Origin of the sequence: Sporosarcina sp. E16_8 (genome assembly GCF_017347095.1) — a bacterium.
Lineage (GTDB): Bacteria > Bacillota > Bacilli > Bacillales_A > Planococcaceae > Sporosarcina.
Genome location: NZ_JADPRZ010000045.1, coordinates 1 through 15,669, shown reverse-complemented (window position 1 = coordinate 15,669; position 15,669 = coordinate 1). Strand labels below are relative to the sequence as shown.

12 protein-coding genes and 1 pseudogene are annotated in these 15,669 nt (G+C 36.3%); 6 read left to right on the top strand and 7 right to left on the bottom strand.

From position 1 onward, the window contains the following. Positions 1–204 precede the first annotated feature (204 nt). Positions 205–339: pseudogene (locus I2484_RS21640) on the top strand (sigma factor); the annotation flags it as partial. Positions 340–378: 39 nt separating this feature from the next. Continuing rightward, positions 379–525 (top strand): hypothetical protein, encoded by a 147-nt coding sequence (locus I2484_RS21635; RefSeq protein WP_255551546.1) that lies wholly within the window; start codon positions 379–381, stop codon positions 523–525. 302 nt (positions 526–827) lie between these two features. On the opposite strand, the gene I2484_RS17315 is transcribed toward I2484_RS21635, so the two are convergent. The 3 genes from I2484_RS17315 to I2484_RS17305 all read right to left on the bottom strand — a co-directional run bounded on the left by I2484_RS17315 (position 828) and on the right by I2484_RS17305 (position 4,739). Next, positions 828–2,987 carry a M28 family peptidase gene (locus I2484_RS17315; RefSeq protein WP_207152315.1) on the bottom strand — a complete coding sequence of 720 codons (2,160 nt, stop codon included), beginning with the start codon at positions 2,985–2,987 and terminating at the stop codon, positions 828–830. 477 nt (positions 2,988–3,464) lie between these two features. Beyond that, the gene (locus I2484_RS17310) at positions 3,465–4,205 is read right to left on the bottom strand and encodes an SH3 domain-containing protein (RefSeq protein ID WP_207152314.1); all 741 of its coding nucleotides are present in this window, start codon (positions 4,203–4,205) and stop codon (positions 3,465–3,467) included. Positions 4,206–4,379: 174 nt separating this feature from the next. Further along, on the bottom strand, positions 4,380–4,739 hold the full coding sequence (locus tag I2484_RS17305) for a hypothetical protein (protein WP_207152313.1): 360 nt from the start codon (positions 4,737–4,739) through the stop codon (positions 4,380–4,382). A 307-nt stretch (positions 4,740–5,046) separates the two neighbouring features. On the opposite strand from I2484_RS17305, the gene I2484_RS17300 reads away from it, so the two are divergent. Both I2484_RS17300 and I2484_RS17295 read left to right on the top strand, forming a co-directional pair. Further along, entirely contained in the window at positions 5,047–5,391 is a 345-nt protein-coding gene (locus tag I2484_RS17300) for a hypothetical protein (RefSeq protein ID WP_207152312.1), read from the top strand. Positions 5,392–5,505: 114 nt separating this feature from the next. Continuing rightward, positions 5,506–6,540: a hypothetical protein gene (locus tag I2484_RS17295; RefSeq protein WP_207152311.1), complete on the top strand. Its 1,035-nt coding sequence runs from the start codon at positions 5,506–5,508 to the stop codon at positions 6,538–6,540. Positions 6,541–6,908: 368 nt separating this feature from the next. On the opposite strand, the gene I2484_RS17290 is transcribed toward I2484_RS17295, so the two are convergent. The 4 genes from I2484_RS17290 to I2484_RS17275 form a co-directional block, all read right to left on the bottom strand. Beyond that, complete coding sequence (locus I2484_RS17290; protein ID WP_207152310.1) at positions 6,909–7,526, bottom strand: YesL family protein; 618 nt, start codon at positions 7,524–7,526, stop codon at positions 6,909–6,911. A 230-nt stretch (positions 7,527–7,756) separates the two neighbouring features. After that, the gene (locus I2484_RS17285) at positions 7,757–8,650 is read right to left on the bottom strand and encodes a carbohydrate ABC transporter permease (protein ID WP_207152309.1); all 894 of its coding nucleotides are present in this window, start codon (positions 8,648–8,650) and stop codon (positions 7,757–7,759) included. Positions 8,651–8,665: 15 nt separating this feature from the next. Then, positions 8,666–9,550, bottom strand: a complete 885-nt coding sequence (locus tag I2484_RS17280) for an ABC transporter permease (protein ID WP_207152330.1) — start codon at positions 9,548–9,550, stop codon at positions 8,666–8,668. Between the two features lie 313 nt (positions 9,551–9,863). Next, positions 9,864–11,537 carry an extracellular solute-binding protein gene (locus I2484_RS17275; protein WP_207152308.1) on the bottom strand — a complete coding sequence of 558 codons (1,674 nt, stop codon included), beginning with the start codon at positions 11,535–11,537 and terminating at the stop codon, positions 9,864–9,866. Positions 11,538–12,103: 566 nt separating this feature from the next. Between I2484_RS17275 and I2484_RS17270 the strand changes: the two genes are divergently transcribed. Together I2484_RS17270 and I2484_RS17265 are read left to right on the top strand one after the other, a co-directional pair. Beyond that, complete coding sequence (locus I2484_RS17270; RefSeq protein ID WP_207152307.1) at positions 12,104–13,657, top strand: response regulator transcription factor; 1,554 nt, start codon at positions 12,104–12,106, stop codon at positions 13,655–13,657. 1 nt (position 13,658) lies between these two features. Beyond that, positions 13,659–15,371, top strand: coding sequence for a sensor histidine kinase (locus I2484_RS17265; protein ID WP_207152306.1), 1,713 nt, complete (start codon positions 13,659–13,661; stop codon positions 15,369–15,371). Positions 15,372–15,669 lie beyond the last annotated feature (298 nt).

Below are 15,669 nucleotides of genomic sequence, written 5' to 3'. Positions count from 1 at the left end.
CGTTGTATTTTTCTAAACATACTTATACGAATGAGTTCTATCATGAGTTAAGTATACTAGTAAGCCTTGGGACAGAGTAAAGAACTGCTTGTGAACAAGAGTAGCTAGCAAAATTTTAAGGTACCCAACAAATCACTTTGTTCTTGTCCATATACTTTCAAATACAGGTACTTAAAATAGACATTCTTTAACCGCACTCTCAACATTTACCGTGACCAGGAACGTTTTAGACAAACAGGAAGAGTTGCATTATGGCAAGCGTGGACTCGTTTTGCTATAGAGAAAGGAAATTTAACACCATTCGCCTACAGAAGCATTCGCGGAGCCATGGTGGATAAATTAAAAAGAGAAAACATGATCGAGGTGAACACAACCCAAATGGATAATGAAGCTCCAGAAGAGTTGATCACAGTCGCAGCTTCCGTCGAATTGGAGTGGTCTAAGAAAGGGCGCACAGGCAATGATTTATGTGCAGAATATGCACTAATGAGGATTTGGAGCTCTCTATTTTTCACGTCAACGTAAATTCCCTGTGTCCTATCAAGACTTTGGTAACTTACTTCAAAATACAGGAAGCCCATAACCCGAATTATTTTATCAAATGTATGTAGTATTGCTGCTAGGGCTTGCTGTACAACACCGAACACATTCAAATTTTATGCGGTTACGGCAGACAAAAAGTTCAATTACATCACCAATACAACAAAAGTCGGTGGGAAATCGGATTGAAAATGAAATAACCTCCAGCCACGTTCGGCCAGAGGACTTCTTTCATTCGCTATTGAAACCGTCTGATTTGCGCGGTGCACAGCGTTATTACGTGCAAATTATTTCAGCTCACTCAATAGCTCGCCTAGTTTTTTAACACTCGCCGTTTCATCCAACACGGTTGAATTCAACAACTCTATTTGTCTTTCTAGTGCGCCTTTTAATGTTTCAATCTCTTTGGAAACATCGGTATTTGTTTGTTCACTTTTGGTTTTCAAAGAATTAATCGTATCAAATAAGTCTTCGTGGTCGACGATTCTTCCTTCGCCCCACATTAGTTTTTCTTTAGGTGCTTTTAGTACGTAATCCGTGAAGTAATTGAATACTTCTTTATCGAAGGCATATGCGTACCAGTTGTTATCGACCCTGTATAAATACTCGTCCAACGGAGTAGCGATATCCCCTTTGCTTAATGCTTCAATCGATAACGTTATATTCTCGATGTTATTTTGTGCATGTTCGTGCGGAAAAATTTGCTCATCTTCCCATGTTAAACGAACAAATTGATCCTCCGCATACTTAAATGCAGCAAGCAATCCACTGTTCAACGCACGGCTATCCTCATACAGTTTCTGAGCAGTATCTGAATCCCCTTTTGAGAGTGTAGCTACATAATCTTCATTTACCTTCGCTACTTTTTCATTTACCTCTTCAGTAATCGAAAGAACACGATCGATTTCTGCGATTAATTCAGTAGGTGAAACAGCTGCTTCTTCAAATACAGATGTGTCAACTTGTTCTTTCAACGCGTTCAAACGCATTGTGAAATCCAGTGGAACGACTGCAGTCGTATCGTAATGCATTGTAAGTAGTCCATATAGATTCAAGTGGAATTTCAGTGCGTGTGCATTGAAAGCATCTTCACTATCGAACTGAGAATGATAATGCGAGTGCATAAATTCGCTGTCCTGAAAGTCATTGCGAAGTGCAGGAACACCAGCGATTCCAAACGAAAAGTCATCCGACCACGTACGGAGTGGGGACACAACTGAAATTCCGTCTTTATAGACTTCAGACAGCTGTGGTACATCTTTTGCAAACTCAGTCAAATAGCTGTTCAACTCATAGACCGAACGAATCTCATCTTGCGTTGTATGTTCATATGCCGGCAACTCAAAGTTCATATTGGCAAATGCTTTCCCTACCCACTCAGGGTGGATGTTGAAGATTTGATTGTATGCCCCTGTTGACCAATCGTACCGGGAGTTCGAAACGCCCCATTCTTCCGCCGCTAACGCGTTAAAAATAATTGTTTTTTCAGGTTGATACCCACTGTCAATCAATCCTTTTGCAACACCCATCATAAGACCAATTGCCGCATTGTCGTCTTGAAATCCAGCAAAATACGAATCATAATGTCCCGATAGAATGATATAGGATTCTGGATCTTTCCCTATAATTTTACCGTAGTAATTATACGTTTTTCCATCCATTTTCACAGTCGATTTAGCATCGAACTTCACCGTTAGAGAATTTTCATTTGCTTGAAGTGCTTCTTTTAAACCAGTCGCATCTGTTTGGGACATCGAAAACGCTGGCGCATCATCCGGTCCACAAATATCTTGTGCATTCAATGCATCTGGGTCCACTTCGCCATAGCCCGCTTCTTGCACGGTAATGATTGCAGCCGCCCCTTTTACATGTGCTTGATACGCCGGGTAATTTACCCACCATTCTTCACGCTGATTAATATCAACTAAAACCAGTTTACCTTCGATATCTAGTCCTTCTAAATCTGCCGCAGTTCCTTTTCCAGCGTAGACAACTTCAAGCTCTTTTACGCCTTCCGTGTCAAAATTCACTTGATAAGCACCGAGGACAGCTAACTGTTCTTTCCCGTTAGTATCTGTAAAGGTTAGATCCGCTTTTTCAAACTCCCACGTATCTACCTTGAACTCATCTTTTGTCACTTCGACAAGACCAATTTTCTTCATTTCCTCACCGATATGCTCACCGGTTTCTATTTCCGCAACCGATCCTGCAGTGCGGAATCCGAGTTTCTCATTCGTCTTAAATTGTTCCAAACTCTTTGCAAAATCAAAAGCATAGTCCACGTCAACTACAGAAAGGTAATTTTCTTTATCATCTAGTAGAGCAATAGTTTTTACATCCTCCACTTTCTCTTTCTTCACTTCAGTTGTCTCTTCCTTAGGTGTACATCCTGCCAATGATATGCCGATAACCATCGACAAAACCAAGTAACTCATGAGCTTTTTCATTTATCACAGTCCTATTCTACTTTTTCTCCAACTAGCTAATTAGACGATAAAAACGGACGATTAGCAATACCTTTTCTAAACTATTTTATGTAATTAAAATAGCCTTCTACCCTGTGTGAGTTTCCTGTGTACAGTTAAATTCAGACACAATTCCGAATGTTAATGAATTGCGTGGTGCACAGGTAGGATTCACTATCCCGCATTGACGGGCTGTCAGATCCCACTGATTGAAGAATAACTTTATCAGGAGTATGTAGTAGTGCTGCTAGGACTTGAAGTGCAACACCGAAAACAGTCAAATTTTATACGGTTGCGGCAGACATTAAGTTCGATTACATTGCCAACACAACAATAGTTGGTGGTTAATTGGATTGAAAATGAAAAAACCTCCAACCACGTTCGGCCAGAGGACTCCTATCATTGCTATTAAAATTATCTAATTAGAGCCTGAAGTAATGGATCGGGTTATATTGTTTCTTACTTCCCTACCTTTACAGATACCAACTCTGTAATTACCTTTCCATTGCCATCTGTACTTTTAATAATCCCAATCCCTTTAGCAAGATATTCCCTGGAGCCATCCGGGTAACGGAGAATGACGACATTCTTGAAGGTGCCGGATTTCACTGTTATCGTTTTCGTCGTGCTCTCCACTAAAACGTTCTTCTCAGACATGTAAGACATATCTTTTGTGTAAGTTCCTTGTTTCAATGGATATGGAACGTCGACAAAGATGAAATCCGAGCTCGATACACCCATGAGGAGTCCATTTTCGTCCTCAATGTATGTAAAGTTAGATAAATAAGGGTAAACCGCACTCTCCTTGTTGTATAAATAAGTGTTCCCATCTTCTTTTTCCACAAAGAACGTCTCTTTCTTATTTTCCAGGAAAGAAGGCGCGTATGTGAGAATCAACCCGTTTACAGGCGTAAGGCCTCTACTAACTATGGTTGGGGCCGCTTTTGGAATTTTCTTGGATAAAGCCGATGTATAAACATACCCCTTAGTATTGCCAACTTTCACATATGACCATCCATTCGATGAAGATAGGACAGTTAATTTTGAATGGTCTTTAATTGTACCTAGCTTGTCGGAATCTTGATTCGGTTTCGCACGTAGGAAAATATCATTCTTCGCATTCACATACATTTCTGTTGTCGTTGCTGCTACGGCTGTTTGTGGAGGAAGTGCATAGGAACAAACAAGTATCACTAACATAATTGCTACTGCCATTTTTCTAATTTGAATCACTCCTTAAAATAGTTACTAATATATATGTCTATGGGACATGCACTAAAAGTAGAACTAGTTGAGGACTATGTGAAAATCAAATATGTTAAAAAAAGTAATTGTACGGTGCACAGGCAGCGTTTTTAAGGATGCAAAGTATACTTATTGTTTAGGTGTTCGAAAATACAATTCTTTGTCTACTTCAGTAACTTTATGATTCAAATAACCCACTTCTTTTGAAATAGTTACATTCAATTGTTCAATGGCACTATCTACCTTAGCAAACTGTTCACCTGTTTGTTCAAGACCACTATTCAACTGAACGTCCAAAGCATCAAGTTTACCGTCCACCGAATCAAACCGCACATTCATTTCGGTTTTCATGTCCTTCATTTCAGTTTTCAAGTCCTGAAATTCAGTCTTCATACCCTTCACTTCTGTTTTCATGTCCGTCATATCAGACTGAACTTCAGTCATTTGTTCCATCATTTTGCCCATCATTTCAAGTAATTGTTTATCCATCCCGGATCACTCCTATTGTATTCAGTATAAGGTTTTCCTTAATGGAATGAAAGCCATATATATCCGCAAGTAAAAAAATCGGTACCTGCTACAAACAACAACAAACAGTTCACCCAATTGTATAAAAAACCAATAGAGATTAGACAATCAGCTACCTATCTAATCTCCTGTGTGAAAATATGTAATTGTGCTGAATTGCCTGAATACATTCTTACAAAGCTTACCTAAAATACACCGAGTTATGAGATAATAATAATTAGACTAATGAATCTACTGTCCACAAAAAATTGAAATGCGAGGGTTCCAAATGACAAAAAATAATTTCAAACGCGGATTACCAGAAGATTTACCAGGAGAATATGAAGTTCATGGCGTCTACCATTGCCCTGCTATGAGTGATGCCAAAGTATTGACGTTGATTCATGATATGTCAGCGGATGATGCAGGCCATGTTGTGAGGGTATATATGTCGAGAGAGGAGAACGATGAATTTATTTTCGACTTCGAACTTGAGGCATTTGCATTTCCAAGTTATGAATCTGCGGTTGCATTTGCAAATCGGCTGCCGAGCCTAACCGCGCTAGAGCTGTTAATGGTTCAAAACGGATATGATTTTGAATCGATGACGGGGAATCCTCCTATTCTCCAGTAATGATTGATTTAGTTAGGTACATGACGGTAAATCTGAATAACAGTGATAGGGTGACCACTCAGTAAAGGCCATCCTAACTAGAAGTCGTGCAATAGAAGGAACGGAGATGAGGATTTGTTATATGGAATCGAAAAAAATACTACCGATTTTACGATTAGTGAAAAGTACATCATGAAGGCCGCATCCGAAGTAGGTTTGTTGGAAAGAAATATTGAGGATTTTATCGCTGATCATCCGAAGACCCTTTTTCCGAATGAAGAAATTTTAGTCATTGCCCAATCCATCTCCTATCGCAATATGGCGGATGTCCTTGCATTAGATGCCACGGGGAATTTAATCATCGTTGAAATTAAAAGAGACCATTCCAGCAGGGAAACAGTAGGGCAACTGCTAGAATACGCAGCAAAAATGAAGGATGTTACATATGACGAATTGAATGACATCTCACAAAAGTATAAGAAATGGACAAGCAATAACTTATATGATGCATTTAAGGCTTTCAGTGATGATGAGTACATCGACAAAGAAAAACTGGGTAGCAAACAGCGGATTATTATCGTTGCTCCCGATTCGGATGAAGGCCTACAACGGATTGTGACATGGCTAAGGTCATACGGAGTACCGATTGAGTTTGTCCCCTTCAGTATATTTGCCGACGAGCAAGGACAACCGAAAATTTTTGACATTAAGGGCGTCCAAGATACCCCCGATTCTGTTGTCTCCTCGAGCACATGGAAAAGACACTGGATTTTCAACACGAACGAAACGTATAGTCCAGGGGCCTACGAGAAAATGTTCGAAAGAAATGTAGCAGCCATTTATGGTTATAAAAATGGACCGCGTAACCTGCAAGGCAGTTCGGTTGGAGATACCATACTGGCATATGTGAATCAACAAGGATTAATGGCCGTCGGGGAAGTCTTGGATGAAGAGGTTGTACCTGGGGTCGGTATTTTCTTCGATAAGGAAACGGGACAACAAGTCCCCGATGAATACCATATTAAAGTGAAATGGGACATTAAAAAATCCCCTGTCACCAATGGAGAAGCCAAAAAAATCGGTTACAATTTACCTGTCCGTACTGTGTTCGGGAAGCTGCATAATGGTGATATGGCACAAAAGATTGTAGATGAATTGAATAAACGATGAGGTGAAACGGAGATAGAAAAAGAACTCTTCTAGGTATGAAGAGTTCTTTTTCTGTTCCATTAAATCTGGTGCCTGCGCACCAATGAAGACAAGCTATTCCTGCAATTGGATATAAACACAAGATATTCAGACATGATAGCCCATTCCTTCTTCAATTTTGCGTTTTTCATTGCAAAACCCCCTCAGTTATTATCTCGAGTAGATTATCGCATATACAAAAAGCGTAAAATAGGTAGTTGCTATTTTACGCTTACTTTTAAACTGTCGGATTTGTGCGGTGCACAGGCATCGATTTTGAGTTGTGCGATGCACAGGCATCGCTTTTAATCTTTTTTACACTCTATCTTATTAACTTTAATATTTAGGCTTTAATATTTTTCATATATTCCACGAAGAATAAATGAATTCATATAAGCAATTAAAGAAAAACCAAAAAAAATACTTATATATAGTACTAAAATAAAAAACTGTGGAGACAGTAACATGAGCAAAATTGGAACAATAGAATAAATTAGCACAGGAATGGTTTGGAAAGGATTAACAATTGTGATTTTCATTACATTTACTACAGTTTTTCTTACTGTGTTATCAAATCTAGCAACATAAGGAAAAGTTAGTATTAGTAGTAGTAGATACAAGCACGTGAAAATCAATAAACTCAATTTAACTAATGAAATTGATGCTCCTTTATATGACTGTAAATAGTTATAATCCAGTAATAAGATGAATCCTGCTGCCAATAAGACAATCCAAATTAGTGTACTTTGTTTTAGATTTCTCTTAAATGCTTGTATGAATCCACTATATACACCTTCATCTTCATTTCTAACCATTTTTAAAGTTACTGCGTATAAAGCAGTACTAGATGCGCCAATCGTAATAATTGGAAGGCTAAATAATATAAAAATACCGTTTAACACCATCAGCTGACCCATTCTAGATAAAAATCTATAAATTGGCCCTTCCATTTCAAATAAATCTTTCATATAGCACCTCAATAAGTAAGATTTACACTAGCTTTAGAAAAGTGATTAAAATGGATTGTTTTTCTAATACTCATGTAGCGAATCCATTTCATTGTTGCCGCAATACCTATACGAAAGTATTCTGACACAAATAGGCATGAATTCAAATTGAAAGGAAACTAAAGTCGCTCATGAATCCCCTTTAATTAATGGATCGTAGTTGATGTGGCATTCATATAAATCTTAGCCTACTATTCTTTAACAGAACCTACTACAATACCAGTAATAAAATACTTTTGTAACATTGGATATATAAGCAATAGAGGGATTGTGGAAATCACAATCTTAGCGGCATTTAGATTTCTATTTGATACTGCCGCCACATTTTCTAAAACACTGGCGTTAGCTCCTGCTTTTAGCAATTCTTGAATGTTAATGGATAAGGATTGAATATAGGTCATTAAAGGATAATTGCTGACTTTTGTCATATAAATTAATCCTGAGAAAAAGTCATTCCAATTTCCAACGATGCTAAATAATGCAACTGTCGCAAGAGCTGGCAATGAAATAGGAATATAAACCTTCATTAACACTTGAAAGGGATTGGCACCATCCATGAGTGCTGCTTCTTCCAAAGATTTCGGTACTCCAATAAAGAAATTCATAATCAAAATAATACTAAAAACCTGCACAGCCCCTGGTAAAACCAAAGACCAAATTGTATTTAAGAGACCTAGATTTTTCACTACCAAATAAGTAGGTATCATTCCGCCATTAAACAACATTGCAAAAATAATAAGATTCATATATATATTTCTACCTTTAAATTGTCTCTTAGATTTAGAAAGTGGATAGGCCATTAAGACAATTATGATCATGTTAACAATAAGTGAAAGGATAACCCGCTGTACCGAAATTCCAAAAGAACGCCAGAATTGTTTATCTTCCACAATCATGCTATAAGCATCTGTAGTAAAATTAATGGGTACTAATCCCACAGCATTCGCAGCTACTGCTTCACTGCTACTAAAAGAAATAGCTACTATATTACAAAGAGGAAGCAGGCAAACGAGTCCTGAAATTAGTACAAAAGTATATATTGCAAATTTCCCCAATCGCCCAGAAAAGCTTTTATTCTGCACCATGATTTTCCCACCACCCTAAAATAATTTGCGGTCTGTATATTTTTTTGCTGCATTGTTTGCTGATAGGATTAAAACCATACCTATAATTGATTTAAATAAACCAACCGCGGTCCCAAAGCTGTATTCACGGCCAATTAGTCCAATTCGATAAACATAAGTATCTAATATATCCCCAGTCTCATAAACCATTGGCGTATATAGGGTGTATACTTGGTCAAAACCAGCGTTCAAAATATTGGGTAAGCTTAGAATGGCCAAAAGAAGTATTATCGGTAGCATTCCAGGAAGTGTTATATGCCAAATTCTCTTCCACCAGTTAGCTCCGTCAATGCTAGATGCTTCATGAAGCCCAGGGTCAACCCCTGTAATTGCTGCAAGATACACAATTGAATTAAATCCAAACTCTTTCCACACATCCGTTCCGATCAACAATGGTTGGAAAAGCTTGTTACTGCCTAGAAAATTCATCTTCTCGAATCCGAAGAAAGTTAAAATCTGGTTCACAGATCCATCGAGATTAAACATATTTAGCACCACAGATGCTAATACAACCCATGACAGAAAATGGGGAAGATACACGATTGTTTGAATTGAATTTTTCAAAAACTTAAGTCGGATTTCGTTTAGTATGATTGAGAATACAATAGCCAATAATGTCCCTAAAATTATTTTACCAAGCGCAATTACAATCGTGTTTCTAAAAATTTTACTAATATCAGGAAGCGAGAACATATAAGAAAAATTCTCTAGCCCTACAAATGGTGAAGCCAGTAGACCTTTTGCAGGAACATAGTCTTGAAATGCCATAAAGATTCCCGCCATCGGAATATATGTGAAAATGAATAGAAATATCATCCCAGGAAGTAACATAACATGGTAAGATAGGCCTGTATTTATCATTTTTTTTGATTTCTTCTTTTGATAAATGTTTTTTGCGTTTTCCTGTTGCAATGATTTCATAAAGACCCTCCTCGTATACTAGTAGTAAGAGCTCTATCTGATTATTTTTTCTATCTTTCTTTAGTCTATAACCCACCCGAATAGTGAGGATAGACTCTGAGCTGAGCCGTTCTCTTCAATTAAGTTAGATGTAATTTATTACGAGAACAACTTTTAAAATTTCTCACTACTTGTGCTATCAGTATTTCTTTTTCCATTGCTTCCATTGCAAATCATAATAAGAGCTGCAGGCAGCCCTCATTATGATCCATACCTAATTTCCAGCTAGTTCTGCTTTTATTTCTGCAATAATTTCATCTCCACCTTGACTTTCCCAATTTTTAACGAATGTATCGAAATAAGATAGGGGTTCTGTACCTGTTACAATTTTAATGAAACCTTCTTCTTCTAATTTCGCAAGATTAGCCCCTTTTTTCCCCATTGCTTTCGTTGTTCCGAAATATGCAGGCGTTGTCCAAACGAATTTATCTTCTTCTGACAGTTTCTTCATCATACCGAGTCCATGCATACGAGAGTGATACTTTGACCAAGTTGACGTTTCAGCACTTTCAGGATTATCTAAATAATCCTTAACACTTTGAGCATCAATTTTCACACCTGCAGAAGGTATGTCATCGATTGCTATTTCACCATCGATTGCTTGCTTAATGTAAGAGAATTCTTCTAACAATTTATCCGAATTATATACTTCGATACTAAAAGGTCTCGTTGAACCATCGACTCCAAGTTTGCCGTATTTTTCAATTTCTGGGTATTCAGTTTTTAAATCCTTTGAATTTGGTATTTTATCGTAGAATAGATTTAAGATTTCAATCGCTAATTCTGGATGTTCATAGCCTTTTTTTACAACGATAAATTGGCCAGTTGGATTGTTATGTGTGACATTTACTTTGCCGTTTTCATCTTCCAATGCATAAGCGACAAATTCTGCATCCTTATTCATTGTTCTTACTGGAAAAAGTACCCAGTCCGCGATATGCCACGGACCAGTACTAATCCCTGTTTGCCCATTAGTAAGAAGTGCTATGATATCATCCCAAGTTCTTGTGCCAAACTGTGGATCAATAATGCCCTTTTCGAACCAATCTGCCATAACTCCTAATGCTTGCTTCGTGTTGGTTGATGTTGAACCATAAATAATATCTCCATTATTATCTTCTAACCAAAATCTGGGGTGGGCATCAAAAGCTTCTGCAATAGCGGTCATAGCAAATACAGAACCACCATAATCCCCAGCATTTAACCAACTACCAAATGGTATCCCCACCGGATTTCCGGATTCACCAGGGTCGTTTTCCAAGAAAGCCTTTGCGGTTTTTTCCAATTCGTCTAGCGTAATTGCTTTATTCCCATCAGTATCAAGCTCAATTCCAAGCTTATCCAACCAATCTTTTCGTATCCAAATCATATTAGGCGCTTCATCTCCAATTGATGCTGGGATCGCCATTAACTGACCATCGAATGTAGCATCAGCCAAACTTCTGCCATCATAAGATTCATATATTTCTTTAATGTAATCGCTTGCATTTTTATCGAAGTAGGTAGTCAAATCTTCAATTAAATCGTTTTCGACCATTTCTTTTAATTCATCCTTTGAATCCACTCGCATCATATCAGGTAATTCTCCTGAAGCAATGGCAAGAGCGACCTGTCTACTATAATCATCGCCTTCAGCTTCAAATTGATCTACAATCTTCACATTTAACTTTTCATTAACAATACGTGTATACGCGTTATCCTCGTAACTATCACCTTGGGGTAATTTTGGGTTGGCAGACGTTACGCGACCCATTGTTAGTACTTTTTCTCCATTCTCTGAAACAGGTTTAGATGAATCTGACTTTTCGACACATGCTGCTAATGATAATGTCAATAAAGCCGTCATCGATAGCATAGATAAACGTTTAACTAATAATTTGCATTCCATGGTTCTCCCCCTACTAATTTTATTTTAGTGTTGCTGATTGCCCCATTGAAACAATGAAAGCAGTACCTCTTTGTTTCTAACACACTCTTAGTGTAATTGACTTATGGTTTTTCATAAATAGTAAATAAACCGTTTTCATGTACTATTTTACGGAAGATTTGGAAGTGTTAATTTACTTTGCGTAAATGGCAATCCACCCTTATCTTGTATACCTTCCCTTTTTTTCTTCTTTTGTTTCAAGCATCTCAGCTTGCATCACGCGTGCTTGATCGAAACCGATAGGGCATCGTGTAGCGTATTTACAGCTGTTTCTAAATGCGAAAGATGAACTTCGATACCATCTTGATTGTGGACTAGAGCTTGGACAATATCTGTTGTAAACTGTTCACAGGTAGACCTTTTTCTGGAACTGGTTGTGGTGACTTAATTCTACCCAAAAATGGCCATCCTTTTTTGTATGTATGCTTTTACACAAGTTTTTTTACACTTCCGAACTGATTTTACTCATATTGTAATTAAAATATCTCAGTGATATAATCTTGATTAAATCTAAGGGGGAGACAGCCATGTACCGTATCTTGATAGTAGATGACGAAAAAGATGAACGTAATGTCATTCGTTTTCTACTGAATAAGTATAGTGTCGAACTTGATTTTGAGGAAGCCGCCAATGGAAAAGAGGCTATGCTACAGTTAATGAAGCATCCTGTAGATATCTTATTTACAGATGTTAAAATGCCCTTTATCGGTGGAATAGAACTGGCAACAAATGCTAGAGAGATGTATCCTCATCTCCAAATTATCTTTTTTAGTGGTCATGATGATTTTGATTTTATTAAAAAAGCTCTTTCATTAAGAGCAACAAATTATATATTAAAACCAGTCAAGCCTACTGAATTTCATAATACGATTACATCAGTTATAGAGACCATAAAAAGCCAAGAGAAAGAATTAGAACAAAGAGAAGCGAATACGGCATTTCTTAAAACACATATTCTTTACCGTCTAATAAACAAGACGCCTATCGATATCCTTTCAAATGAATACCCTACAATTGATTTTACTTTTCTAAATGACTATACATGGATGATATTAATGGAGTTTGAAGAAGCATTTTTTGATAGATTACCTAAAGAAGAGGACTCCTATTTCTTTTATAGACAAATAAAGGAGTTTATTCCCTATGCTTCATTTGATTTTATTAATTTGAGTTCTTTTCAAATTCTGTTGATATTTAAAGGAAATAGGATGAATTTAAAACCTAGGTCGATAGCAGCAAAAATCCAAAAACACGTCTATTCAATATATGGAGTAAACTGTTACCTCTCTGTCAGCAAAGAGGTTTCATCTCCAACTATGATTCCAATCGTATACGATGAATTAGAACAGTATTTGGAGGAAAGATTCTTTTATACGGATACTTATATTTATCCCGTAGATGCCGTATCAAAAGAAAATAATGAATATCTTGAAAAGGATGAACACATCCTTCAAGCCATACAAACAGCACTTCAGTTTGTAGATAGTAATAACTTAAGAAAAAACATTGATAATTTGATTAAAAAATATCAAACTAAACAAGAAATATCCCATATTAATGTACGCTATTTATTTTCAAGACTATTACAGATGCTTTGTCAAGAGCTTCCACACTATGAGAAGGATTTTATAAATAAGAAAGTGGAAGAGATTTATTCTTGTATGCATTTTTACGAAATTGAAGAAATTTTAATTGGAGTTCAAAATGAAGTTATAAATAAGTTAGAGTACAAGGAAAAAACGCCAAAGCACGTTATCAACATTGTCCAGCAATATATACATGAGCACTACGCGGAAGATTTAAGTCTGAATCTACTGGCTGAACAAGTGTATTTGTCTCCTGGTTATCTAAGTGAGATCTTTATTCAAGAAGCGGGTTGTGGAATAAATAAATATATTAAAAATATTAGGATGGACAGCGCAAAATATCACATCCTTACTACAAATATGAAAATTAGTGATATATGTACTACTGTAGGCTATCATAATATTTCATACTTCGTACGAAGTTTTAGAGAGCATTTTGGGTCTAGTCCGGAGAAATATCGACAAATGGAGAGAAAACAGAAAGAGACGTTTTAGTATGAAAAAATTCAAATCTTGGTTTTCAAATTTAAAGTTCCGAACTAAAATTCTAACTATCTGCCTATTAGCAAGCCTACTTCCGGTCATTACTTTGGGGGGATTTGGATATTATCAAATTCAACAGTTATTAATAACACGCGAAAGTGAAGTTTTGGATGAATCTCTTCATCAAGCTCTTTCAAATCTAGATTATAAAGTGAACTCATATTTGAATGTTATTAATAATATTGTATGGAACGAAGATATAAAGGTAGGCGTTACATCTACATATAAAAATAATTATGAAATGTATTTATTTTACCGAGATACACTCGATCCATTAATAGATACCTCAAAATTTTTACATAGTGACATTAGAAGAATTACAGTTTATAGCGATAATATAATGCATCCACATGATACTGCACTTCGTCCGTTGGCAGATATTCAACAAAATAGTTGGTTTAGCAGTATTTTAGAAACTGCCACACCAAAATTAATTGCATCCGCAACTGACAGTACTTTTCTTATTGCAAGTCAAATATTTGATCGTCAGTATAATAATACGAACATTGTTTATATGGACATAAATTATGATAAGGTTTTTGAAACAACCTCTAGTATATATGAAGAAAATTATGGTCTAATCCTTCTTAATGAAAATAATCAGCCTGTTTATGTATTTAATCATTTCACAGAAAATAATAGGGCTTATTCATTAACTGACGGTCAACTGCTAGAAAAGTTAAACAACGGGACTCTAGATGATACGTATATTTATAAAGAAGAGTATCTAGCTTCTTATAATTGGACAGCATACATTTATCGACCATTGGGCACGGTTTATGATTTTACTCATCCAATTAGATTCACATTTAGCATAGTTGTCTATGTATGTATCTTACTATTATTTTTATCCATCTATTTTCTGTCCAAAGTAGTCGTTCGTCCGTTATCAATGCTAGCAAAAAATATGGAGCAAATTGAAAGAGGCGATTTGTCTGTAACTGTAACTACCACATCCACAGATGAAATTGGTAGCTTAATTCAAAAGTTTGGAAATATGGTTCATAAACTACAAGATATGATTAATGAAGTCTATAAAAGTAAAATTGCTAAGCAAGAATATGAAATGAAGGCATTACAAGCTCAAATTAATCCACATTTTTTCTATAATAGCTTGTCTCTCATTAACAGCAAAGCAATTATTGCTGATCAGGAAGATATTAGTGAAATGGCTCAACTTCTTTCAACGTTTTACCGTACAACTTTAAATAGGGGAAAAGATAATATTTCTGTGAGTGATGAATTGGAGAACACAACTTCCTATATTCAAATTCAGCGTATGATGCATACAAATTCATTTGACGTTCATTATGAGATCGAGGAAGAAATTTTGAAATACTCTATGATAAATCTCCTATTGCAACCATTAGTGGAAAATGCTATAAATCATGGAATTGACCACAAAGAAACCCCCGGAAGAGGCGTTTTGACAATAATAGGAAAGGAAGCGGGTGACCATCTGATCTTCAAGGTATCAGATAATGGTTGTGGAATAGAAAAACAAACAATGGATACCTTATTAACTTCCAAAACGCAAGGGTATGGAGTACAAAATGTCCATCTTCGCGTTCAACTCACATATGGTCCGGAATATGGCTTATTTTATGAAAGTTCTGTAAAGAGAGGAACAACTGTAATTCTTACCATTCCAAAGAGGTTATATTAATTATTTAAAAGTTTAGTTTGATACACAATAATGGAGTTATTGTGTATCAAACATAACAATTGGTACCTACACAAATAACAACATTCTATTCAAATAACTGCATAAAAATACAAAGAAGATTAGATATTGTTGTAAATACCTAGTCCACGCCTTATAAATATGTAATTGTAGTGAATTTCCTGAATACAATCTCGCACATTGGTCGACCCCCTTAAAACGGACAAAATAGGGTATAGAATATACAAAGCCTTATTATTCTATTTAAAGGAGAGGTTATTATGTATATCCGGAAAAAGTT

Coding starts and splice junctions, on each gene's coding strand:
- I2484_RS17265 (WP_207152306.1), top strand. CDS start 13,659: ATGAAAAAATTCAAATCTTGGTTTTCAAATTTAAAGTTCCGAACTAAA.
- I2484_RS17285 (WP_207152309.1), bottom strand. CDS start 8,650: ATGGTGCAGAATAAAAGCTTTTCTGGGCGATTGGGGAAATTTGCAATA.
- I2484_RS17270 (WP_207152307.1), top strand. CDS start 12,104: ATGTACCGTATCTTGATAGTAGATGACGAAAAAGATGAACGTAATGTC.
- I2484_RS21635 (WP_255551546.1), top strand. CDS start 379: ATGGATAATGAAGCTCCAGAAGAGTTGATCACAGTCGCAGCTTCCGTC.
- I2484_RS17305 (WP_207152313.1), bottom strand. CDS start 4,739: ATGGATAAACAATTACTTGAAATGATGGGCAAAATGATGGAACAAATG.
- I2484_RS17310 (WP_207152314.1), bottom strand. CDS start 4,205: ATGTTAGTGATACTTGTTTGTTCCTATGCACTTCCTCCACAAACAGCC.
- I2484_RS17300 (WP_207152312.1), top strand. CDS start 5,047: ATGACAAAAAATAATTTCAAACGCGGATTACCAGAAGATTTACCAGGA.
- I2484_RS17290 (WP_207152310.1), bottom strand. CDS start 7,526: ATGAAAGATTTATTTGAAATGGAAGGGCCAATTTATAGATTTTTATCT.
- I2484_RS17275 (WP_207152308.1), bottom strand. CDS start 11,537: ATGGAATGCAAATTATTAGTTAAACGTTTATCTATGCTATCGATGACG.
- I2484_RS17315 (WP_207152315.1), bottom strand. CDS start 2,987: ATGAAAAAGCTCATGAGTTACTTGGTTTTGTCGATGGTTATCGGCATA.
- I2484_RS17280 (WP_207152330.1), bottom strand. CDS start 9,550: ATGATAAATACAGGCCTATCTTACCATGTTATGTTACTTCCTGGGATG.